Annotated in this window: 17 protein-coding genes and 1 tRNA gene; 7 read left to right on the top strand and 11 right to left on the bottom strand. The window is 35.3% G+C overall.

Going from position 1 to position 25,115, the window contains the following annotated elements:
* Positions 1–78 precede the first annotated feature (78 nt).
* Positions 79–3,117: a protein translocase subunit SecDF gene (gene secDF, locus RT250_RS01660; protein ID WP_313111553.1), complete on the top strand. Its 3,039-nt coding sequence runs from the start codon at positions 79–81 to the stop codon at positions 3,115–3,117.
* 145 nt (positions 3,118–3,262) lie between these two features.
* Here secDF and RT250_RS01655 read toward each other — a convergent pair whose 3' ends face one another.
* The 5 genes from RT250_RS01655 to folE form a co-directional block, all read right to left on the bottom strand.
* On the bottom strand, positions 3,263–3,757 hold the full coding sequence (locus tag RT250_RS01655) for a DUF192 domain-containing protein (RefSeq protein ID WP_313111551.1): 495 nt from the start codon (positions 3,755–3,757) through the stop codon (positions 3,263–3,265).
* Positions 3,758–3,870: 113 nt separating this feature from the next.
* Complete coding sequence (lgt, locus tag RT250_RS01650) at positions 3,871–4,800, bottom strand: prolipoprotein diacylglyceryl transferase (protein WP_313111548.1); 930 nt, start codon at positions 4,798–4,800, stop codon at positions 3,871–3,873.
* A 61-nt stretch (positions 4,801–4,861) separates the two neighbouring features.
* Positions 4,862–5,095: a membrane protein insertion efficiency factor YidD gene (gene yidD, locus RT250_RS01645; protein ID WP_313111546.1), complete on the bottom strand. Its 234-nt coding sequence runs from the start codon at positions 5,093–5,095 to the stop codon at positions 4,862–4,864.
* Positions 5,096–5,120: 25 nt separating this feature from the next.
* Complete coding sequence (gene cysS, locus RT250_RS01640; protein ID WP_313111544.1) at positions 5,121–6,593, bottom strand: cysteine--tRNA ligase; 1,473 nt, start codon at positions 6,591–6,593, stop codon at positions 5,121–5,123.
* Between the two features lie 284 nt (positions 6,594–6,877).
* Positions 6,878–7,555 (bottom strand): GTP cyclohydrolase I FolE, encoded by a 678-nt coding sequence (gene folE / locus RT250_RS01635; protein ID WP_271392579.1) that lies wholly within the window; start codon positions 7,553–7,555, stop codon positions 6,878–6,880.
* A 148-nt stretch (positions 7,556–7,703) separates the two neighbouring features.
* Between folE and RT250_RS01630 the strand changes: the two genes are divergently transcribed.
* Positions 7,704–13,520, top strand: coding sequence for a T9SS type B sorting domain-containing protein (locus tag RT250_RS01630; protein ID WP_313111540.1), 5,817 nt, complete (start codon positions 7,704–7,706; stop codon positions 13,518–13,520).
* Positions 13,521–13,614: 94 nt separating this feature from the next.
* Here RT250_RS01630 and RT250_RS01625 read toward each other — a convergent pair whose 3' ends face one another.
* The gene (locus tag RT250_RS01625; RefSeq protein WP_313111538.1) at positions 13,615–15,144 is read right to left on the bottom strand and encodes an OmpP1/FadL family transporter; all 1,530 of its coding nucleotides are present in this window, start codon (positions 15,142–15,144) and stop codon (positions 13,615–13,617) included.
* A 182-nt stretch (positions 15,145–15,326) separates the two neighbouring features.
* A complete protein-coding gene (locus tag RT250_RS01620; protein ID WP_313111535.1) occupies positions 15,327–16,385 on the bottom strand; it encodes a hypothetical protein in 1,059 nt (352 codons plus the stop codon).
* A gap of 102 nt (positions 16,386–16,487) precedes the next feature.
* On the opposite strand from RT250_RS01620, the gene proS reads away from it, so the two are divergent.
* The 3 genes from proS to rpsT all read left to right on the top strand — a co-directional run bounded on the left by proS (position 16,488) and on the right by rpsT (position 18,562).
* A complete protein-coding gene (gene proS / locus RT250_RS01615; protein ID WP_313111533.1) occupies positions 16,488–17,963 on the top strand; it encodes a proline--tRNA ligase in 1,476 nt (491 codons plus the stop codon).
* A 247-nt stretch (positions 17,964–18,210) separates the two neighbouring features.
* Positions 18,211–18,282: transfer RNA gene (locus RT250_RS01610), tRNA-Glu, on the top strand.
* Between the two features lie 28 nt (positions 18,283–18,310).
* A complete protein-coding gene (rpsT, locus tag RT250_RS01605; RefSeq protein WP_139855298.1) occupies positions 18,311–18,562 on the top strand; it encodes a 30S ribosomal protein S20 in 252 nt (83 codons plus the stop codon).
* Between the two features lie 117 nt (positions 18,563–18,679).
* Here rpsT and RT250_RS01600 read toward each other — a convergent pair whose 3' ends face one another.
* The 4 genes from RT250_RS01600 to surE all read right to left on the bottom strand — a co-directional run bounded on the left by RT250_RS01600 (position 18,680) and on the right by surE (position 21,493).
* Positions 18,680–19,750 carry a hypothetical protein gene (locus tag RT250_RS01600; protein ID WP_313111531.1) on the bottom strand — a complete coding sequence of 357 codons (1,071 nt, stop codon included), beginning with the start codon at positions 19,748–19,750 and terminating at the stop codon, positions 18,680–18,682.
* 82 nt (positions 19,751–19,832) lie between these two features.
* Entirely contained in the window at positions 19,833–20,288 is a 456-nt protein-coding gene (coaD, locus tag RT250_RS01595) for a pantetheine-phosphate adenylyltransferase (RefSeq protein WP_313111530.1), read from the bottom strand.
* 71 nt (positions 20,289–20,359) lie between these two features.
* Positions 20,360–20,647 carry a hypothetical protein gene (locus tag RT250_RS01590; RefSeq protein WP_313111528.1) on the bottom strand — a complete coding sequence of 96 codons (288 nt, stop codon included), beginning with the start codon at positions 20,645–20,647 and terminating at the stop codon, positions 20,360–20,362.
* A 66-nt stretch (positions 20,648–20,713) separates the two neighbouring features.
* Entirely contained in the window at positions 20,714–21,493 is a 780-nt protein-coding gene (gene surE / locus RT250_RS01585) for a 5'/3'-nucleotidase SurE (protein WP_313111527.1), read from the bottom strand.
* 170 nt (positions 21,494–21,663) lie between these two features.
* Between surE and RT250_RS01580 the strand changes: the two genes are divergently transcribed.
* Positions 21,664–23,874 (top strand): carboxy terminal-processing peptidase, encoded by a 2,211-nt coding sequence (locus RT250_RS01580; RefSeq protein ID WP_313111524.1) that lies wholly within the window; start codon positions 21,664–21,666, stop codon positions 23,872–23,874.
* Between the two features lie 105 nt (positions 23,875–23,979).
* Positions 23,980–25,083, top strand: coding sequence for an ABC transporter permease (locus RT250_RS01575; protein ID WP_313111522.1), 1,104 nt, complete (start codon positions 23,980–23,982; stop codon positions 25,081–25,083).
* Positions 25,084–25,115: the final 32 nt, after the last annotated feature.

The raw sequence follows: 25,115 nt of genomic DNA, 5'->3' as shown, positions 1-25,115 counted from the left end.
ATCGCAAACCATATATTTGCGGCCCTATTTCGAAACTTCGCAATAGGAGTGTAAAAATCTGACCCCAAAAAACAAATTATGCAAAACAAAGGATTAGTAGCGGTATTTGCCATCCTCTTTGGATTGGTAAGTATTTATCAGCTTTCTTTTACGTTTATTACAAGTAAAGTAGAGGATAGTGCAAAAGAATTTGCAAACAGCAAGTTCACTGAGGATCAACCACACGAAAGAAACGTTGCTGAGGCACGTTACCTGGATTCTGTGGCAAATAACCCAGTATTTTTAGGAGTTGATTATAAAACTGCTAAAGAAAAAGAATTGAATAAAGGTCTTGACCTTAAAGGAGGTATTAACGTAATGCTTGAGGTGTCTGTGAAAGATATCCTGCAAGGTCTTGCAAACAATTCGAAAGACGCGGCTTTCAACCAAGCCTTAGAAAACGCAAAAGAACTTCAGAAAACAAGTCAAGACACTTATTTAGAGTCTTTCTTTAAAGCTTTTGAAGCACTTCCAGGTGAAAATAATCTTGCATCGCCAGATATTTTCTTCAATAAAAATCTAGAAGATGTAATTGAGGTTGGAATGACTAACGCTCAAGTAAAACCAATTATCGAAAAGAAAATTGATGAATCAATTACTTCAGCTTTTGAGGTTTTAAGAAAACGTATTGATAAATTTGGTGTTACCCAACCAAACATTCAGCGTATTGGAAAGTCTGCGAGAATACTTGTTGAACTTCCAGGTGCTAAAGATGTAGACCGTGTAAAAAAATTACTTCAAAGTACAGCTCAACTTGAATTTTGGGATGTTTATAAATTTGAAGAAGTGGCAGGTTTCTTACAGGCTGCAGATTTAAAGGCTGGTGAAATAGAATCAGCTAATTCAAAAACTGCAACAACGGTTGAAACTACACAAGAAGAAACAGATTCTACTGCTACAGAAGATGATGATGTAAGTAAATTATTAGGTGGACAAGACGTTAAGGATTCGCTTGCGAATGATGGTGTGTCAAACCCAATTCTTTCTAAGATGGTTTCTTTGGGAAGTCAAGGTAGTCCAGTAATTGCGACTTTTAGACTAAAGGATACTTCTGTTGTAAACGGATATTTACGCAACCCTCAAATTAAATCATTACTGCCAAATGAATTGCGTTTTGCAAAATTCGTATGGGGATTACCAGAGGCTAATCCACAATTAGACGGTGAAGAAACTTCTTCATTATATGTATTAAAAGGAAACAGAAACAATACACCACCTCTTGGAGGAAGTGTAGTTGTTGATGCAAGACAAGAGTTTGACCAAATGAGCCGCGTAGTTGTATCTATGCAAATGAATGGTCAAGGTGCTAAAGTATGGGAGCAAATGACTGGTGATGCATACCAAAACCAAAGTCAGATTGCGATTGTTCTTGATGATATCGTATATTCTGCTCCAGGTGTTACTTCAGGACCAATTGCTGGTGGTCGTAGCCAGATTTCTGGAAACTTTACTGTGCCTCAAGGTCAGGATTTAGCAAACGTACTACGTGCGGGTAAACTTCCTGCTTCTGCAGAAATTGTACAAGGTGAAGTTGTTGGACCAACATTAGGACAAGAGGCAATTAACAGTGGTGTATTATCGTTCTTATTAGCTTTAGGGATAGTGCTTGTTTGGATGATTTTCTACTATGGTAAAGCTGGAATCTTTGCTGATATCGCTTTATTAGTAAACATACTATTTATATTCGGAATATTGGCAGGTCTTGGTGCCGTACTTACGCTTCCTGGTATTGCGGGTATCGTATTAACAATAGGTATGTCTGTGGATGCTAACGTACTTATATTTGAGCGTATTAAAGAAGAGCTAGCAAAGGGTAAGGCGCAAAAAGATGCTATTAGAGATGGTTTCAACAACGCGCTTTCTTCAATTCTAGATGCTAACATTACTACTGGTCTTACCGGTTTAATTCTATTAGTATTTGGTACAGGTCCTATTCAAGGGTTTGCTACTACCTTATTAATTGGTATTGCAACAGCATTGTTTACTTCAATATTTATCACAAGATTATTTATTGATAATTATACAAAGAATGGAAAGGATTTACCTTGTTCAACTTCAATTACAAAGAATCTATTTACGAATGTAAATATTGCTTTCTTGAAGAAGCGTAAAATGGCTTATATCTTTTCAGCAATTATGCTTACAATTAGTGCAATCTCACTTTTTACTAATGGACTTAACCAAGGTGTTGATTTTGTTGGTGGACGTACTTATACTGTTCGTTTTGCTAAGGATGTTAATTCTGCTGAAATTCAAGAAAACCTTATTGCAACTTTTGGAAGTGCAGAGGCAAAAACCTATGGAGGAGATAACCAGTTAAAGATTACTACTAAATATAAAGTAGAAGAAACTGGTACAGAAGTAGATGATGAAATAGAGCGTATGCTTTTTGAAACTGTGAAAAAAGATATGCCTGCAGATATGACTTTCGAAAAATTCGTGGGTGATCAAGAAGGAAAATCGATCGGTAGGATGGAATACTATAAAGTAAGTCCGACCATTGCAGACGACATTAAGAGAGACTCTTTCTGGGCTGTATTTGGTTCGTTAATTGTTGTTTTCCTTTATATTTTATTACGCTTTAGAAAATGGCAATTTGGACTTGGTGCGGTAGCTGCAATTTTCCACGATGTGGTAATTGTACTAGGTGTTTTCTCACTTACCTATAAGTTTATGCCATTCAGTATGGAGATTGACCAAGCGTTTATCGCGGCAATCCTTACGGTTGTAGGTTACTCTCTAAACGATACCGTAATTGTGTTTGACCGTATTCGTGAGTTCTTCGGTGAGCATCCAAACTGGAAAATGAACAGAGTAATTGATGTGGCTTTAAATAGTACGTTAGGAAGAACCTTAAATACTTCATTTACTACGCTTATCGTATTGTTGTGTATGTTCTTCTTTGGAGCTGAGTCTATTAGAGGTTTACTGTTTGCAATTATAGTGGGTATCTTTGTAGGTACATACTCTTCATTGTTTATAGCAACTCCAATTATGTATGATACTGTAAAACGTAAAAACATTGAGGATTTACTAGATAGAAAAGAAGAAGAAGAAGCTCCTGCTGTAGAAGCTTAATTCAAATCTCAATAATAGTAAAATAGCCCTTTTCGGATAGAAAAGGGCTATTTTTATTTTAGCAGTTTTACAAGTATTATTTGAAAGCCTCGTTAGTTATAGGGTAATAGTAAGTTTAAAAATAGTGTAAGACAGAAGCTTTAAGTTAATTTCTAGTGTATCGAATTTTATCACCCTTCTCTAATTTCCATTTATCAGAAAGACCTGCATTTACTTCTAATACGTATTGCGCTGGTGATTCTGATGGTAGAGAAGTTTCATTAAAAGGTTGGGCATTTTTTTGGATGCTAACAATCTCCATATCTGAATTTAAGTATATTATATCAAGAGCAAATTCGGTGTTCTTCATATAAAATGATCGCATTTGCATATCGTTGAATATAAATAACATTCCGTGGCTTTCGTCCATAGAACGGCGATACATTAAACCTGTTTGAGTTTTATAGTCGTCATCAGCTATTTCGATGTCTAGTTTTGCGATTACTGAATCGTTTTCTGCCTTTAATAACTCGAGTTCACCATCTTTTTTAAAAGTAACTTCTTTGGTTAGAATTTTAGTTTCAGTTTCTGGAACATCTTTGCAATTGTAAAATGTCAACATAGCGCCGACAATTGCGGCAGAGATAAATAGTTTTTTCATTTTATTATTATACTTACACAGCTTTTCTAATTATGGTTTTAACAAAATAAACCAAAGAATTAAGTTAGGTTGATTTTTATTCGGTTTAATAATTGAGTTTCTGTGATTGTTAGTTATTCTGTAATTGGTTTTTTTGAAGCCTTCCACATAATGAATATACCTGCAAGAATAAATGGAACACTAAGCCATTGACCAGTTGAAAGAAGCCCTAAAACAGATTCAAAACCGCCTTGGCTAGCTTTTACATACTCGGCTAAAAAGCGAACCATAAACAAAAGAATTAAAAACACTCCAAAGATGTAACCAATTTGTTTTCTGCGTTCAGTTTTCCAGTATAAATACCAACAAACTAAAAACACGATAACATAGCCTGCAGCTTCATATAATTGGGCTGGATGACGTAATGGCACCGATTGAAGTATCTCTGCAAATTGAGGGTTATTTGCGATAGCATCATAAGCCTTGCTTACAGGTTGTATACCGGTTACGCTTACGGCTTCTTGTGGGCTAATGCTTTCATGTAAAAATCGAACACCTAAAGGGAAATCGCCAGAAGGTTTTCCAATAATTTCTGAATTGATAAAATTTCCAATTCTTACAAAAACACCACCTGCTGCTACAGCAATTACTATTCGATCCATTACCCATAAAAAAGGTTTTTTTACAACATTCTTAGTGTAGTAATACATAGCAATAAGAATTGCAATTGCAGCCCCGTGACTTGCCAGACCTTGAAACCCTGTAAATTCAAATTCCGGTACTGTGCTTATAGGTAAGAATACTGAAAGCGGATCTTGAACAAATAATTCTGGTTGGTAAAAAATAACGTGACCTAATCGTGCGCCTATTAGTGTAGCTGCAACCATATAGATAAAAAGGCTATCTAGTTTTTCCTGAGCTATACCTTCGCGTTCGTATATTTTTTTAGTTAGAATCCAACCCAGCGTAAAAGCTACAACAAACATCAAGCTGTAATAGCGTATCATGAAAAAGCCAAGATCAATTCCTTCAGAAGGATTCCAGGTAAAACTTAAGTAATGCATATGGAAAATTTTATTGCGTCGCGTAAAGATAACAAAAGCGAAAAAGTAACGCCGAACTAATTTATTTCTTTTTTGGTGGTACGGGATCGTAGCCTGAACCTCCCCAAGGATTACAACTACCTATTCGTTTTATTGCGAGCCAACTACCCTTTATCAAACCATGAATTTGCAATGCTTCAACTGCGTAATGTGAACAAGTAGGAGTGTATCTACAACTTGAAGGTAACAAAGGTGAAATAAAGCCTTGATATCCTTTTATGAGTAAGACAAATGGGTATATAAGGACTTTTTTCATAAAACTTTTTTTGAAGGTTTAGCTCCTAAATCAGTGAAAATGTTGTTCCTTCCTTCCCGTCATTAAGTTGAATTCCCTTTGCTGCAAGCTCATCGCGAATTTTATCACTTAATGCGAAATCTTTATTGGCACGTGCTTCATTTCGTAATTGAATAAGAAGCTCTACGGCTGCAGAAAGTTTTTCACTGTCTTGAGAGTTATCTGAAGTGTTATCTTCTAAACCTAAAACTTCAAAAAGGAAGTCGTGCATTGTTTTTTTGAAAATCTCTAAATCTGCTTTAGAAATAGTCTCTTTTTCTTCTTTTAGAGCGTTTACAAATTTGATGCTTTCAAAAAGATGGGCGATTAAAATAGGGCTATTAAAGTCGTCATTCATCGCATCATAGCAAGATTTTCTCCACGCTTGAATGTCAATAGAGCTTTTGTCCTCGGAAGATTCTAATTTTAAAAGAATTCTATGTGCCTCCATTAATCTATTAAATCCTTTTTCAGAAGCTTCAAGAGCATCACTACTAAAGTCTAATATACTGCGATAGTGTGCCTGATACATAAAAAACTTTGTAACAGTAGGAGAGAATGGTTTGCTTAATATATCGTTATTACCAGTAAACATTTGATCTGGCAAAATAAAGTTTCCGGTAGATTTGGACATTTTTTTCCCGTTAAGGGTTAGCATGTTGGCGTGCATCCAATAATTTACAGGAGAGGTGTTGTTGCAAGCTTCAGCTTGTGCAATCTCACATTCGTGATGAGGAAATTTTAAGTCCATTCCACCTCCGTGAATATCAAAATTGTTCCCTAGGTATTTTGTGCTCATAGCAGTACACTCTAGGTGCCAACCAGGAAATCCATCGCTCCAAGGAGAAGGCCAGCGCATTATATGTTGCGGCTCAGCTTTTTTCCAAAGGGCAAAATCTTGTGGGTTTTTCTTATCGCTTTGAGCGGCAAGTTCGCGGGTGTTGGCTATCATGTCTTCTAGCTTCCTACCACTTAGTTTTCCGTAATCGTTCGTTTCGTTAAATTTTAATACATCGAAATAAACAGAGCCGTTTTTTTCGTAAGCAAATCCTTCTTCAATGATTTTTTCTACTATATGAATTTGCTCATAAATATGTCCTGTAGCAGTCGGTTCGATACTTGGGGGTAAAGCGTTAAATTTCGCCATTGTAGTATGAAAGTCAACCGTATATTTTTGAACCACTTCCATTGGTTCTATTTGCTCTAGACGTGCTTTCTTTAAAATTGGGTCATCGCCGCTTTCACCGTCATTTTCTAAATGTCCGGCATCTGTAATGTTACGCACATAACGTACTTTATAGCCCAAATGCTTTAAATATCTAAAAACTAAATCGAAAGAAAGGAAGGTGCGACAATTCCCCAAGTGCACATTGCTGTAAACTGTTGGTCCACAAACGTACATGCCTACTGCACCTTCGTGTATGGGAGTGAACTTTTCCTTCTTTTTCGAAATTGAATTGTATATGTGTAAGTCATTCATAATTATAGGGTAGATGACGGATGACAGGTGACCGATTTGGTTACCAAAAATTTAATCGATTTTATTTCTTAGTACAACCATCTTATTTACAAGATGATATGTTTCGGTATAATTTACTTTTTAGCTTTAACCTATTTCATTTGGTCTGCAAAAATGTGTAAATTTTAAATTGCTTTGTCCGAGTTCTGCTGAATTACTTAAATCCTTGAAAATCCTACCTCTTAAAAAACTGAATGGTGTAATATAGTTAATAGTACATCGATTAAGAGGTGTCTTGTCAATAATTAGAATTCAGTATCAAATTTAATATAGTCTAAAAATTCTCTACGAGTCTCAGGGTTTTTAAACGCACCACCAAACTCACTTGTTACAGTACTGCTATCGATATCGCGAATACCTCTAGAGTTTACGCATAAATGTTTTGCATCTATAACACAAGCTACGTCTTCAGTTTTTAGAACATTTTGAAGTTCCTTAACTATTTGAATTGTAAGACGTTCTTGAACTTGTGGTCGTTTTGCGTAGTAATCTACAATTCTATTCATCTTTGATAAGCCTACAACTGTACCATTGCTAATATAAGCAATATGAGCTTTCCCAACAATTGGAAGTAAGTGGTGCTCACAAGTAGAATAAAGCGTGATATTTTTCTCTACCAGCATCTCCTGGTATTTGTATTTATTGTCAAAAGTTGATGCTTTTGGCTTTCTATCTGGATGTAGTCCGCCAAAAATCTCTTGTACAAACATTTTTGCCACTCGGTTTGGAGTACCTTTTAGGCTGTCATCAGTTAGGTCTAGCCCTAAGGTTTGCATGATGTTGTATACATCTTTCTTAATGCTCGCAATCTTTTCTATATCGCTAAGTTCGAAGGCATCTGGGCGTAAAGGCGTCTCTGTGGAGCTACCAATATGATCGTTACCCATTTCTTCTATTTCTCTAAGTTCTTTTTCTATACCCATTAGTATTTTAAAAATAAGTTTTTATTGGGGTTGCAAAGATACACAATAGGTTATTGTATATGAAAAGCGTGTCTTTATATTTTTAATAAAACTCACAAGGTGGTTTCATAAAATTTTCTTAATTTCCCGCCCATTATACCCTAGTAAGATGATAAAGAAAAATTCCCCGTATTTATTAGTATTAATTATCTCCTTTTTATTTTCCGGAATGTCTGCTTTTGCACAAGGCAGTACTTGTGCAACTATCGAGCCATTTTGTGCTGGCGATCAGGCTTTAATATTTCCAAATTGTAATAATCAAGACCCAAATTGTAATGCAACGGCAGAAGCTGGTCCAGATTACGGATGTTTGTTTACCCAGCCATATCCAGCTTGGTTTTATTTACAAGTAGATCAAGCAGGAAGGTTAGATTTTGAGATAGTTCAAAATACAGCTTTTGATGCAAATGGTGACCCTATAGGTCAGGGATTAGATGTTGATTTTATTGCTTGGGGGCCTTTTCAGGAAGGAGATGATCTTTGTGATTATACACAACTTCAATCATTTAACGAAGTTGCTTGTAGTTATTCTGCTCAACCTATTGAGTCTTTTTCCATTTTAAATGCGCTACCGGGTGAAATTTATGTTTTGGTTATAACCAATTATAATCAAAGTCCCGGTTTTATAAAATTAGAACAAATCAATGCAGGGAATCCGAATAGTGGTTCAACAGACTGTTCAATTGTAACTACGCAAACAGGCTGTGTAGGTGACGAATTTGTTATAGATGCTGAGATACAAGGAGCTAATAACTATTTATGGGAATATGATGATGGAACTGGTTTTGTGACCATATTTAATGGAGATTTTCCAACTATCACAGTTACCGATGGGGGTGATTATAGGGTTACAATAAGTTTTCCACTTGGAACCGATCAAATTAAAGAATTCGAAATTATTACTAATCCGCAACCAATCATTGCCAATCCTCCTTTAGATCTCTCAATTTGTGATAATGGTTCCACCCCTGGTATTTTCGATTTAACTCAGAATAACAACGTTGTTTTGGGAGCTCAGAATCCTAACTTTTTAATTACATATCACTTAAATTTATTACAGGCAGAATCTGGTCTTAATCCAATTAATCCAGCTAATGCTTATCCTATTGTTGGTTCAAATCAAACAATATGGGTTCGCATTGAAAATGAAGAGGGAAATTGTTTTGCAATTGATACATTTGAATTGATATACGAAGGTGCTACAGCTACTGCACCAACTTCACCACATTATTTATGCGACCAAGATGAGGATGGTCAAGAATTGATTAACTTAGAAGCGGTATTCTCAGCAACAATTCTAGATGGTCAGAACCCTTTAAGTTATACAGTAACTTATCACGGTACGCAAGGTGAAGCTAACGCGGGAACAAATCCTTTACCGCAACCTTATACAGTGGCAGCTAGTCCTACAACCATTTATGCTCGAGTCCAAAATAACAATGACAATACTTGTTTTGAAACTACTCAATTCGATATTATTTTGGATGGTCCTCCAGTTGTAAATGCTACTCCTGATGCTTTGATAGCTTGTGATCCAGGAAATGATGGGTTTACATTGTTTACACTTCATGATGCAGATGAGGATATTACAGGTGGTGACCCAGCGCTTACCGTTACTTATCACTACACTTATTTGGATGCGCAAACCAATGAAGGTGAGTTGATGGATCCTTATGAAAACCGCAACCCTTATAACGACCGCGTATATGCACGAGTAATAAGTGGAAATACAAGTTGCTATAACATTGTTGAATTGCCTCTAGAAGTTCGTGATAGTCCAATTTTAACCGAACCAACACCTTATCATATATGTGATGATGACCAAGATGGATACGCAGTTTTTGATTTAACCTCTAAAGCTTCAGAAATTTTAGGAACATTAGATCCAACACAATACGATTTATATTATTATACAAATGAACAGCAGGCAATTGACGCTGGGGAGGTAGCGCTTACTGCCCCTAACTACTCACAAGCAATTGCAACACCAGAAACTTTTACAAATCAAACAATCAACACTCAGATAATTTATGTTCTTGGGGTAGGAAATGCTACTAATACAACACCTAATAATGGAAGTTTTGGATGTTATGATATCGTAGAACTCGAATTATTTGTAGATCCAGAGCCTATAGCTATCGAGCCTCAAGATTATCATTTATGTGATGATACGGTAAATGGAAGTACCCCAACCGATCAGCTTAGTACATTCGATTTAACATCAAGAAATTTTGAAATTACTGGGGGGAATACTAACGTAACTGTTACCTGGTACGAAACTGCAGCTGATGAATTGGCAGACAATCCAATTGTCAATCCACAAGCTTATCAAAACAGAGCAATTCCACCAGCACCTAGTAATCCGCAAACTGTAATTGCTCGTGTTTCCAACGGTTTTGGTTGTAAAAAACTTGTTACGCTAACTCTTGTAGTAGATCAATTACCTACACCTGTTGCACCAACACCTTTAGAAGTGTGTGATGATAATAACGATGGTTTTGCAGAATTCGACCTTACCTTAAAAGATGACGAGATAATAGGAGGTGAACCAGATGTAATAGTTAAGTATTACCCACTGGAAGCACTTGCCCAAGCAGGTGGAGCTGGTGAAATTACTGGTCCATATTTAAATAATATCCCTTTTACTGATACCGTTTGGGCTCGAGTAGAAAATACCTCTACAGGTTGTTTTGCTGTTGTTGAGCTTACACTAATTGTAAACCCATTGCCAAATCAACCTACTTCAGAATTTGGAGATCTTTTTGCTTGTGATGCAGATGGAAGTGGTGAGGCAGTATTTGATCTTACTATAAACACTCCTTTTGTTTATGGAACTCAATCAACAACGGACTTTACTATTTCATATCACACCCTTTTACAAGAAGCAATAGATGATCAAAACCCTATATTAACTCCAAATGCTTTTACGAGTGCTGGACAAACAATATGGGTTCGCTTAGAAAATAATATCACGCTTTGTGCAAGAATCAGTGAGTTTGATTTAATTCTAGGTGAATTTCCAATAATTCAAGAGCCTGATGCAATGGAGCTATGTGATGATCTGGAAAGTGGGAGTGATACGGATAGAATTTCAACTTTCAACCTTACAACTAATAACGCATTTATCACAAATGGCGATGCCACATTAACTGTTAAGTATTTTGAAACTTTAATCGATTTACAAAATGACAATCCAATTCTAAACCCAACAACATACACAAACCCAGTTGATGGTGGTGGATTTGGAATTACACCGTATACAATTTACGTGGCTGTAGAAGGTCAAACCGGATGTGTGGCAACTACAGAGTTGATTCTAAGGGTGCTTCCTGTTCCTACAGTTGTAGAGCCTACTCCATTAGAAGTATGTGATACAGACCACGATGGTTTTGCTGAATTTGATTTGACCCTAAAAAGCGAAGAGATTGCAGGAGGGGACCCTTCTATAGTTGTGACTTATCACGAAACTTTAAACGATGCAAATAATGGAACTTTCCCATTGGCATCTCCATTTCAAAATATTGTTGCTTTTAACCAGACAATTTACGCAAGAGCCTCTTTTGATTTACCTCCCAATACAAGTGGGTGTTTCAAAGTAGTGCCATTAGATTTAATTGTTAAACCAAGTCCGATAGTACCATTAGATTTACCAGACCTGGTAGCTTGTGATCCTGATGGTAACGGTTTTGCGGAGTTTGATTTAACGGTGCAAGAGCCATTAATTTATGGCTCACAAGATCCTACGCAACTTGAATTGTCGTACCACACGACTCTTGCAGATGCTCAATCTGGTCTGAATCCAATTGGTGAGCCTGAAACTTATACAAACGTTACAAACCCACAAGATATTTTTGTTCGTTTGGCTTTTATCGATGGATCTGATTGTTATACTGTAGGAAAGTTTACACTTATAGTCTCTAGAGCTGTTTCTATAGTAGATCCTACTCCTTTTGAGCTTTGTGAGGATTTAGGTCCTATAAACGATGGGTTTACGACATTTGATTTAACGCTTAAGAATTCCGAAATAGCAAATGGTGCTCCAGGAATGGGAGTTAGTTACTTTTTAAATGAAAACGATGCCTTAAACAATTCTAACAAAATTGATCCAGATACTGCATTTGTAAATACTGTAAATCCTCAGACGCTATATGTAAGAGTAGAAGATGGTTCAACAGAATGTGTTGCATTCACAACATTATTGTTACGAGTATTACCTAACCCAGACTTAGTAGTGCCAGAACCTATAAGATTGTGTGATGAGAATATTGTGGTTGGTCCTGGTCCTGATGATGAAGTTGAAATATTTGATTTAACTATAAGAGAAGACCAAATTCTTAATGGTGGTACTTGGGATATTACGTATTATGAAAGTTACGACGATGCATTCAACGGAATAGATCAAATTCCTAATCCAGAAAGCTATCAAAATATAAGCAATCCACAGACTGTATATGTTAAAGGGAGTAATCCAGATAGTTCTTGTTTTGAACTTGTAAAACTAGAATTAATTGTAGATCCTGTACCAGATGATAGTGCTATAGTATCACCATATATGATATGTGAAATTAATACTGATGGAGTAGCAGAATTCGATCTAACCACTAAGATTCCAGAAATATTGGGAGAACAATCACCTTTTAGTTTAATGGTAAGTTTTTACTTGGATCCTACTGATGCTGCCAACGGAATTAATCAAATTGTAAATACAACTGCACATCAAAACAGAGATTTAGCTGGTAACCCAGAATCTCCACAAACTATTTACACGCGAATTGAAAATTCACTAACAGGTTGTTTTATAGGTGGAAATCAAAGTTTTGAATTAATTGTTCAAGAAGGCGCTCTCGCAAACACACCAAACCCACTTATTGTGTGTGACAACTTTGAGGCAAATGATGGCATTGCCGAATTTGATTTAGAAGACCTAACGAACCCTGATGTTGTAACGCTTCGTAATCAAATATTGGTTGGACAAGATCCAAACATTTATTTAATTAGTTATTTTGAAACTTATGAAAATGCTTTAAATAATGTAAACGCAATTTCATTCCCTTACTATAACGTAATCAATCCTCAAGTAATTTATGCTAGAGTTACCAATAGCGAAAACCAATACGAGCCAAAATGTTTTGAAGTAGTTGAGGTGATTTTAAAAGTGCAAGAATTACCTAAAGTAAATTTAGAAGACGAATACAGGTTGTGTGTGGATGAGAATGGCAATCCTATTGAAAACGAAGATGGCCAAACTTCTCCTCCATTAATCGATACAGGGCTAAACCCTAACAATTATACTTTCCAGTGGATGTTGAATGGAGTAATGATTCCAGGTGAAACTGGAGCTTCCATAATAGCATTAGAAGAAGGTGAGTATAGTGTGATTATAACGGAAATAGCTTCGGGATGTGAAATTACAGCTGTAACAACTGTTGTAGTTTCATCTCCACCTCTAGTTTATAGTGCTGAGGTTATTACTTCGGCTTTTGCTAACCCACATACCATTGAGGTTTCCGCTGAAGGATTAGGAGAGTATGTGTATCAATTAAACAATGGACCTTTTCAAACCAATAATATATTTGAGGGAGTTTCACCTGGAATGCATACTATTACTATAAGAGATATAAATGGCTGTGGAAGTGTAACGATTGAAGTTGGAGTAGTTGATTATCCATTGTATTTCACTCCAAACGAGGATGGATACCACGACACTTGGAATATTATTGGAATTGGAACGGCCGATCCTACTGCTAAGATTTATATTTTTGATCGTTACGGAAAGCTTCTTAAACAGTTAAGTCCAATTGGAGAAGGTTGGGATGGAACGTTTAATGGAAAACCAATGCCATCAAGTGATTATTGGTTTAGAGTTGAGTATAAAGAAGATGATACGCCGAAAGTATTTACAGGTCATTTCACCTTAAAACGATAAGAGTAATAGAATAATAGAATAATAAATAAAAAGCCTCTGCATTAGGTAATGCAGAGGCTTTTCGCTTTCAAAAAGTTCTTAAATGTAATTGAAATTATAAAGTAAAACTCAACGAAAGTATAAAGTTGTTGTAAACTGAATTTATTAAAGCAGTATCAGTTAATCCAACAGAATACAATTGTTGGTTTCTTTCTTGTTCTGATCGAGAATATGCAATGTCTGCATTAAATCGTCCAAAATTATACCCTGCACCTAAAGAAAATCCTGTTAAGTCTCCCATAACTTCACTGTTTTTATAAGGAGTTTCTTCATAGTGAAATCCACCTCGTAGGCTTAATTGATTAATACGGTACTCTGCACCAGCATTAAATTTAGAAGCTGCTTTTAAAGTGTTTTTAATAGCGTTGTTCATTGTATCAAAATATGGGTCGTAATAATTGTTTAAACGGCTAAACTCAATAGAAGAGTAATCTTTATATGAATAATCAAAGCTTATTAATCCGCTTTGACCAAAAATATAAGCGGCACTTGCAGTAACCTTTGCAGGAGTTTTAAGGTTGTAATCTTCATAAACATTAATAACTCTCGGATCTATATATTCATTAATCGTTTTTCCTTCAAAAACACGACTGCTTTTAAGTGACTGAGTTGTTTCTTCAGCTATTTGATACCAGGTAGGAGTGTCGAAGCTTAAACCTAGTCTAAGATTGTTCGCTACTTTAGCAATACCACCAATTTGAGCAGAGATACCAGAGCCTGTAACCGAAAGATTGTTTTCAAATCCTACGCTTCGAACAATAGAGCCCGGATTATTATTCTTTTCTAATAGAAATGTAATTTGGTCGTATTCAATAGTGTGGGTGTTTATATTTGCTCCAAAGTATAAGTTATTTGTAACCTGAGTGGCAAAATTAATAGTAAACTTACTGTTGTATCCCTGTGAAAGATATGCGTATTCTTGGTTAAATACTCCTCCAGCTATATTTGAAATGTATTCACTGTTTAATGGATTACTAGGGTCTATAGGGTCAAATAGAAAACCTTGATAGCCTAAAAAGGCATTTTGTGCTGCACTTCCTTCAGTTTCACCTAGGTATTGATATAAATCTGTAATTGTTTCTCCAGATCTTAAGTCTAATAGGTTTAAAGGCATTCCTTGCGCTTGTTCTAAAAAGAAATTACCGATAGTGTTATTTCCAGTTCCTGCAATAAAGAGCTTGTTTTCAAAATTGTTTGACTGATTGTAATTTAATCCAATAGTAAACTTTTTAAAGGAGGATTCTTCATTTGCATTGTTTATTACGAAAATAGCACCTAATTGATTTAGAGAAAAATCAGTTTTAGAGGTTTCTTCTTCGTTGTTAAAATAATTGCTGCTATTATTTATGTTGTTGAAAGATGAGGAAAGCGAAAGGGTAGAGGTTAAAAAAACTGCCCCTGAAGCGGGGTTTGAGCTCATGGCAGAGAAATCACCTCCCAAGGCGCCCATTGAACCACTTAAGGCTGTATATCGAGCTGTTCCAAGGTTTTGGTTGCTGCTATAGCGTAAGCCGTCTGATATATCTTGAGCTTGAGATGTTGCAAAACAGATGCTTAATGTTATTAATAATGAAATTCTTTTCATTTTGATAATATTGATTAAAATTTTATTAAAAGATAATGCCCAAAATAAGCATTTCGAGTTATAATGAAATGGTTATTGGGCATTGTTAGAATCTTGAAATTGATATTGCGTTATTATGAATGTATTACGCTAGTGATAGATGCTATAATCGATGGGTTTTATATACACAATAACGTTTAATGTTATCCTCTTCCGCCGCTACTTCTTGAGCCTCCACTAGAACGTGTACTTCCGCCAGAACTTCGCATAGAACCAGAGCTACTACTTCTTGAAGGAGAAGAGAATGTACTATTTCTTGTAGTATTGTTATTTCTTCTTGAAGGCTGTGAGTAACTACTATTTCTATTGCTACGTGTGTTTCGAATCGTAGGGCTAGTGCTAGGTTTCGTGTTTCTGTTGTTTCTAATAACAGGTGTTGACCTAGTGTTGTTTGAACGAGTGTTTCCACTTCTAATAGTGCTATTGTTTGAAGAGCGTGTATTAGAATTTGCGCGAACACTATTTCTATTTATTCTGCGAGTAGTTTCTGATCTACTATATGACGAGTTTCTGGTTGATACATTGTTAGAGCGTCCACGAGCTTGTGATCTACTATAATCTGTATTTCTTCGTCCGCGATTATATGACACACCATTGTAATAGTGGTTGTTATAATAATAATTGTTGTAATAGTGTGGGTGATAGTAGCCATAACCATAGTATGGGTAGCCATATCCGTAACCATATCCATATCCATAATAAGGATAGCCCCAACCATAGCTTATTCCCCAAAAAGGTGTGTAATAAGAGTGTCCCCAATACCCACCATACCAGTAAGGTCTATGATAAAAGCCATATCCATGTCCGCCATAGTTGTATATGTTTACAGTAATATCTTCAGAATTGCTTCCCCAAGCGCCATAACCTTCATCTTCGTAATTATCTTCAATAACTATATATCCTTCATCGTCTAAACGCTCTGTAGTAGCGTAGGCTTCGATATCAGTAAAAATAGCGCCTTCTTCAGGCATCTCTGAAATAGATTCAGCTTTGCTTTTAAAGTATTGTTGGTAGTAATTAGCTTTTTCGCTCGATGGGTTGTTGTCGTAACTTTCAGTACGAGATTCATTTCCAGATGCGTAAATTCCATCCGAGTCGTAATAGCCGTTGTTATGGGTTCCACAGGACGATAGTAAAAGAACTAAAGCTCCTATAAATGCTATCGGGGTGAAACGTTTTATATTGAATTTTTGAGTGAACATATCTTGGGTAATTTAATTGTTGGACATTATAAAAATAAGTAGTTTTGCGGACAATAACTAATCATTTAACATAGGTGCAACTTTTGTGCCAAAACCCGGCCTATGGCAAAGAAATTAACTACACGCGAAGAAGATTACTCCAAATGGTATAACGAACTGGTAATCAAAGCAGACCTCGCTGAAAACTCAGCTGTAAGAGGTTGTATGGTTATCAAACCATACGGATATGCAATATGGGAACGTATGCAAGCTGAATTGGATAGAATGTTTAAAGAAACAGGACATCAAAATGCTTATTTCCCTTTGTTTATACCCAAATCTTATTTCAGTAAAGAGGCAAGTCACGTTGATGGATTTGCTAAGGAATGTGCAGTTGTTACTCATTACAGATTAAAGAATGCTGAGGATGGAAGCGGAATTGTTGTAGATCCAGATGCTAAATTAGAAGAGGAATTAATCGTACGTCCAACATCGGAAACTATTATTTGGGATACCTATAGAAAGTGGATTCAATCTTACAGAGATTTACCATTATTGATAAACCAATGGGCAAATGTGGTGCGATGGGAAATGCGTACACGTTTGTTTTTGCGTACTGCCGAGTTTTTATGGCAAGAAGGACATACTGCTCACGCCACTAAAAAAGAAGCTATAACAGAAGCAGAACAAATGATGAATGTATATTCAGATTTTGCTGAAAACTATATGGCTATTCCAGTAGTAAAAGGAACAAAAACAGAAAGTGAACGCTTTGCTGGTGCTTTAGAAACTTATTGTATTGAAGCTCTTATGCAAGATGGAAAGGCACTTCAAGCGGGAACATCACACTTTTTAGGTCAGAATTTTGCTAAGGCTTTTGATGTGAAATTTGCTACAAAAGACGGAGCATTGGATTACGTATGGGCTACATCTTGGGGTGTGTCTACACGTTTGATGGGAGCTTTGGTTATGACGCATAGCGATGACAACGGATTGGTATTACCTCCAAATTTGGCTCCAGATCAAGTTGTTATTGTACCTATTTATAGAAAAGATGAAGAGTTTGAAGCTGTAAATGAAGTTGCTTTAGACTTAATGAAGGAACTTAGATCGCAAGGTATTAGAGTAAAATACGATAACCGCGATACTCAAAAGCCAGGGTGGAAGTTTAACGAATACGAATTAAAAGGAGTTCCTGTGCGTATTGCCATTGGTCCTAGAGATGTAGAGAAGGGTACTGTGGAATTGGCACGAAGAGATACACTTACAAAAGAATTTATCGCTAACGAAGATGTAGTTGAAAAGGTGAAGTCTTTAATGGATGAAATTCAAAAAAACCTTTTTGATAAGGCCGATACCTTTAGAACTGAAAATACTACTGAGGTATCTTCATACGAAGAGTTTAAAGAGGTTTTAGAGGCTAAAGGAGGTTTTATACTAGCTCATTGGGATGGAACCATAGAAACTGAAGAAAAAATTAAAAACGAAACAAAAGCTACAATTAGATGTATTCCTTTACAAGGGGAGAACGTAGCAGGAACTTGTATGGTTACAGGTAAACCATCGACCGGAAAAGTGCTTTTTGCAAAAGCATATTAATTTTTTCAAAATTTTTTTCAAAACATTTTGGAGTATTGAAAAAAAGGTATATTTTTGCAGCCGCATTTGAAAATATAATGCACGATTAATCCGGTTATTTTAGACAATTAGTTTTGTTTTCGAATTGGGGAAATTGGTTAAAAAAGTTCTTTTTTATAATCCAGATCAAAATTTTAAAAATTTTTTAAAAAGGATTTGGAACATTAAAAAAAAGGTGTATTTTTGCACCCGCATTAAACAATGTAATGGTCCGTTCGTCTAGGGGTTAGGACGCCAGGTTTTCATCCTGGTAACAGGGGTTCGATTCCCCTACGGACTACAAAAATTTAGAATTAAATAAAAATACAATGGCAAATCACAAGTCAGCATTAAAGAGAATTAGAAGCAACGAGGCTAAACGCTTGCGTAACCGTTACCAGCATAAAACTGCTCGTAATGCCATGAAGAGATTTCAAGAGCTTTCTGATAAATCAGAAGCGGAGAAAATGTTTCCTTCAATTGTTTCTATGATCGACAAATTGGCTAAGAAAAACATTATTCATTCGAATAAAGCTTCTAACTTGAAGTCGAATATGGCTAAACATGTAGCTGCGCTTTAATTCTAGATTATTCAAAATTTTTAAAACCCTTTCAGTTTTCTGAAAGGGTTTTTTGTTTTCTAAATTTTTAACTCTACTGAACTAATAACGAGAACAATTCTAACTTAAGTATGCTTGTTATTCATACAAATCGATTTTCAAGTTATCAATAAAAACGGATGTCTGAGCTGTACTTTTTAAATAAAAATGTATTTTAACAGCTTGAACTTCCTCTGTTAAACAAATGCCCGTTGCTTTAAAGTCTTCGTATAAGACTAAATTTGCTGAATTTTCTGTAGTTAAATTATAATATCTTCCAAATCGCAAAGGAATTCCCGGACTTGGATACTCTATAAAATCTATTACTATACCAACATAGCCTTCTGTTAAATTATCTGCAATAATATCAGCACTCACTACTAGATTTGAGCAATTGTTGAAATTGGAAATATCATAATACTTATACCAATAACCAACCGCTTCAGGATTATTATTGCCTGAACTAGATATTCCAAGGGCATAAGGGAGAGAAATTGCGTGACTTTCATCAACAAAAAAGGTGTATGAATTATTAGTGCCATATTCTGTATCATGTTCCCATCCATCCAATGAATTGTCAAAAGTGTCAGTTTCTAAAGTGTAACTATAGAATTTTTCGCTGGCCCAATCTGGTTCCATTGCAGTTCCAGATACAAGTTGGTCTAAATAGAATATCTTTTGATCGGTTTGATATTTGTTATAAACTCTGTAATTATCAGTAACTTCTGAAGAACACATAATGGAAGTTGGTGATCCGTTTGGGAATAAAGAATAGGTATGGCTCTTGCTCATAAGAGCATGGCCTAGTTCATGGTAAATCAAATTTTCATGTTCTACACGATTTTTTGACAGCCAACATCCAATGTTTTTTATTACCTCTACAGTGGCTACCCCATTTAAATTTGGATAACCATATGCACAAAATTGAGAACTATTTGGAGCTGAAAGCTCATTCACAAAAATTGCAGAAAGTGGCTTATTTCTATAGTTTAACCCACGTTCTTCCATTTCGATATAAAAACTTTCTACGAAGGGCTTTAGTTCAGGATCTATAAAGGTTACAGGGTTTTGATTAGTGGAGGTAGAAGACGATAATACTGTATCATCCTTATTACAGGATAATATTAGCATTGCTATTATGGAATAATATAGAATTCGATAGCTATTCATTTTAGCTAATTTGATTCTATAAGGTATTGAAAACAAACTAGATATGCAAATATAATTTAGAAGAATTCAATTTTACCAGCTATTAAATTTTTCTAACTGACCTTGGAACTAAATGTAAGTAATCGCCATCATTTCGCATAATATCTCTAACTATTGTTGATGAAATATTAGAAACCTCGGGAGAGCAGATTAAAAATATGGTTTCAACATTAGCCATTTGATAATTCGTTTGAGCTATTGGTTGTTCGTAATTTAAATCGGTAGTGTTTCTCAATCCACGAACAATAAATTGAGCATTCTTATCTATACAGTATTTAGCTGTTAATCCAGAATAATTTTTAACGCTTACTTTTTCTTCATCTTTAAAGATGTCTTCAATAAATTTTAAGCGTTCTTCCAAAGTAAACATTGTTTTTTTATCGGCATTAACACCAATAGCAATAATTATCTCATCAAATAGGGGTAGTGCACGGTTAATTATATCTAAGTGTCCTAGTGTAATAGGATCGAAAGTTCCGGGAAATACTGCACGTCTCATTCTTTTGTATTTTATTATTAGGTTTTTAAATTACTAAGTTAATGAGTTAATAAAAAATCCCCGCTATAATTTTATAGAAACTTTGTGTATAAGATCACCAAGGCGGCAATTACAGTTGCCATAACAACTCCTCGTGCTCTGTAAACTTGGTTTTTCTTAAGGTAAATAAAGAAAACTATTAAATTTAGAATGGCTCCTAAAGCGATTAAACTACCTAGAAAATCATTAGCTAATGCAGCTTTTATTGTATCTTCAATTTCTAAGTCAGAAAAAAAGAAAATATATAGATAAGTTCCTGCAAGATTTGCAAGTAAACCTATAACTAGCCCTATTAAAATTTCTTTTATATGTGGTTTCATTGGTTATTTATATATATTAAAATAAACGGGGGTCATTAAATTATTTAATGTTATAGCTTTTTAAAATTACTGTAATTCCCAAGAATTGATTTCCTTAATAGCATGATGAGCTGTTAAGTCGTATTGAACAGGAACAATTGAAACATACCCATTTTCTAAAGCCCATTCATCTGTATCTTGTCCTTTATCTTGATTAACAAACTCACCAGAAAGCCAATAGTAATCCCTTCCAAGAGGATTAGTGCGTTTGTCGAATTTTTCTTGCCAATAGGCATTTGCCTGACGGCAAACTTTTATACCTTTTATTTCGGAAGCATTAAGCTTTGGAATATTTACATTTAAAACTACTCCATTAGGAAGTCCGTTTTTAAGCGTTTGCTCAGCAATGGCCTTTACAATTTTTTTTGAGGCTTCAAAATTAGCTTCTAACGAATAATCTAAGAGAGAAAACCCAATAGATGGGATACCGGTAGTTCCAGCCTCAACTGCTGCGCTCATAGTACCACTGTAAATAACATTAATAGACGAATTGCTTCCGTGGTTAATACCGCTAACACATAAATCTGGTTTTCGATCTAAAATTTCGTTTACTGCAATTTTCACACAATCAACAGGAGTTCCACTACAACTGTACTCTTCTTGTGGTTCATTTTTATTTACGTTTATACGATTACAGTACAAAGCGTCGTTAATAGTTATAGCGTGTCCCATTCCACTTTGTGGAGAATCTGGTGCAACCACACAAACGTCCCCTAATGTGTTCATAACCTCAATTAAAGCTCTTATTCCAGGAGCGTTAATTCCGTCGTCATTAGTTACTAAAATAAGTGGTCTTTTATTTGTCATTCTTTTAAATTTTGAAGCCACAAAAGTACATTTATTAAATTTGAAATAAGAATCCTTGTTTCTCATTAAATAACGGCTGTTTAACAAAATATTAGTAGCAAAATAGTTTAATGGCACGGTTTTTTATATAATTTAGACACTCTTAAATTAACACCCTTACTATGCGGATAATGAAGAAGAATTTTAAAGTTTTATTTTTGGCAGTTTTTGTTTCTGTTGCCTCTTGCAGTTTCACTACTAAAGAATTTGAAAACCCGGATAAAGATAAATTACTACTCGATCTTATAACTTATGTTCTTGAAAAAGGGCACTATGATCCTAAAGCTATTGACGATACTTTTTCGGCTGATGTTTTTGATAACTTCATTAAAGGGCTTGATCCTTTAAAAAGATACTTTTTAGCTTCAGATATTGAAGAGTTCAGTAAGTACAAAACTCAAATTGATGATCAAATAAAGAATAAAGATTTATCTTTTTTCAATTTAGTATATAATCGCTTCCAAGAACGAATGGAAGATGTGAAGAAAATTTACCCTAAAGTTTTAGAAACACCTTTCAATTTTGATATAAAAGAAACTATCAATGTAGATTACGACAATATCGAATATGCTACGTCAACAAAAGATTTAAAAGCTCGTTGGGAACAGCAGTTAAAGTTCACTACACTTTCTAGCTACTACGACTATGTTGAAGAGCAAAAAACTAAACAAAAAGCTTTAGAGAAGTCCGATAGCGATGATAATGCGGAAGTAGAAGATAATGATGACGAAAATGATGAAAAATCGAGTGAAACTTCTGAAGAGCCATTCGAGCCAAAATCTATGGCTGAGCTAGAACAAAAAGCTCGAGAAACTGCAAAAACATCATTAGACGAATATTTCGATTTCACAAAAGACCTTGTGCGTAAAGATTACTTTGCAATTTATCTAAATACTATTGTTGAAGAATTTGACCCACATAGTAACTATTTCGCACCACCAGATAAAGATCGTTTCGACCTTCAAATGTCTGGAAAACTGGAAGGAATTGGGGCTAGACTTCAAAAGAAAAATGATTATATAACGGTAATCGAGGTTATAAGTGGAGGACCAGCTTGGAGAAGTGAGCAAATTGAAGTTGGTGATGCTATCCTTAAAGTTAAACAAGAAGGAGAAAATGAATCTGTTAGCATTGTTGGAATGCGTATCGATGATGCTGTAAAACTAATTAAAGGTCCAAAAGGGACTAAAGTTACTCTTACAGTAAAAAATGTTGATGGAACTATTTCAGATAAAGTTATTACTCGCGATGTAGTTGAACTTGAAGAAACTTATGCTAAATCTTCATATATAGAAAATAACGGTCGCAAATTCGGACTGGTCAACTTGCCTCAGTTTTATTTTGATATGGACAACTATAAAGAGCGCAATGCTGCCTCTGATGTTAAAAAAGAAATTCTTCGTTTAAAAGAACAAGGAATGGAAGGACTTGTTTTAGACCTTCGAAATAACGGTGGTGGATCATTGAGAACGGCTGTGGATATTGCTGGGTTATTTATAAAGAAAGGACCGATTGTTCAGGTTTCTTCAGCAGGAAAAAAAGAGGTTTTAGAAGATGAAAGCAACGAAATTGTATGGGACGGACCTTTAGTAATTTTAGTAAATGAACTCTCTGCATCAGCCTCAGAAATTTTAGCTGCTGCTATGCAGGATTATAAAAGAGCTATTGTAATTGGTAGTAAACAAACATACGGAAAAGGTACTGTGCAAAATGTCGTTGACCTAAACCAATGGGTTAGAAACAATGATGTAGGAGACTTAGGAGCTATAAAAATTACATCACAAAAATTCTACCGAGTTAATGGTGGTTCAACACAATTGGAAGGTGTAAATAGTGATGTTGTTATGCCAGATCGTTACAGCTATATCGATATAGGGGAGCGAGATTACCCAAACCCACTACCTTACGATAAGATTGATGCTGCTAAGTATAACATTTGGGATGGCTATATTGGCTTTCAAGAAACCATTGAAAACAGTAAAGCTAGAATGGCTAAAAATGAGCAGTTGCAACTAATAGATGAAAATGCGAAATGGATTAAGGAGCGCAGAGACGAAAAGGAAGTAAACCTTAACTTTAATGATTATACTGCCGAAATTGAAAAGCGTAAAGAAGTAAGTAAACGTTTTGATGCAATTGATAAGTATGATAATAAACTAACTTTTAAATCTTTGCCTTATGAAGTTGAATTGATGAAACAAGATACAACGCTTTCAGAAAAACGTAAGAGATGGCATAAAAGTTTAAGTAAAGATATTTATGTTGAAGAAGCTATCCATGTGTTAGAAGATTTAAAGCTTAATAATATAAAAGCTAAAAAAGTAGCTGATATAAAAAACTAGTACTTTCTAGTATTTCCAGAAGGCAGATTTAAAACCTACAAGATATCAAAAACCTTGTAGGTTTTTTTATGGCCATTCACCTAAAATTTTCAGTAAATTTGAAACGTGAAAAACTCAACCTCATTAACACAAATAGCGCTTCAGAAGTTTAAAAAGAACTTCTGGGGCGTTTTCAGTTTAGGGTTTTTAATGGTTTGTGTATTAATAGCCATATTCGCTTACGCATTGGCGCCGGATAATTCACAAAATGCCAATCAGATGCACTTGTCTATTCATTCTAAAAATCCTGGTTTTTCAGTGCAAATGCTTACAATTCCTGTTGCCTTAGAAGATCAAAATCCAATCTCGGTTTTCTTTTTTGGTGAAAAGAATGCAAATTCTGAAATTCCAATTTCAAATTACTCTATAAAATCTAATATTATTGAAATAACCGAATATACTCCTGATGGCACTGATGGACTTCAAAAGGAATATTCAGTATCGCTCTTTCCCAATGTTTCTTCGGTGAAGGAAATTCCTAACAAATACATTTCAGAAAAAAAATTCTATCTCGGAACAGATAAATATGGCCGTGATTTGCTAAGCCGAATGTTAATTGGAATTCGAATCTCGCTTGCCATAGGGTTTGTTGCTGTCTTTATTTCCTTGGTAATTGGAATTACATTGGGCGCAATTGCTGGGTATTTTGGAGGGAAAGTGGATGCAGCAATTATGTGGGTAATCAATGTTACTTGGTCTATACCAACGTTACTGTTAGTGATAGCTATCACCTTAGCTCTTGGCAAAGGTTTTTGGCAGGTTTTTATCGCTGTAGGGCTCACAATGTGGGTAGAAGTTGCAAGAGTGGTTAGAGGGCAGGTAATGGGGGTAAAAAAGATGCAATATGTAACTGCTGCTCGAGCACTTGGTTATAATGACTTCAGAATTATTGTAAAACATATTTTGCCCAATAGTATGGCGCCCGTTATTATAATTTCTGCAGCCAATTTTGCGGGAGCAATCTTAATAGAAAGTGGCCTTTCGTTTTTAGGCATTGGCGCTCAGCCACCAATGCCAAGCTGGGGAGGAATTATAAAAGATCATTACGCCTATATTATTTTAGGAAAACCTTATTTAGCCTTAATTCCTGGCCTGGCAATTATGAGCTTGGTTACAGCTTTTATGCTTATCGGAAATGCATTAAGAGATGCTATGGATGTGAGAAATTAATGTTATACACTAAAACTCAAACTCATAGAATA

This window comes from Aequorivita sediminis, assembly GCF_032080575.2.
Taxonomy (GTDB): Bacteria; Bacteroidota; Bacteroidia; order Flavobacteriales; family Flavobacteriaceae; genus Aequorivita; species Aequorivita sediminis.
This window is presented reverse-complemented; position numbering and strand designations above follow the sequence as displayed.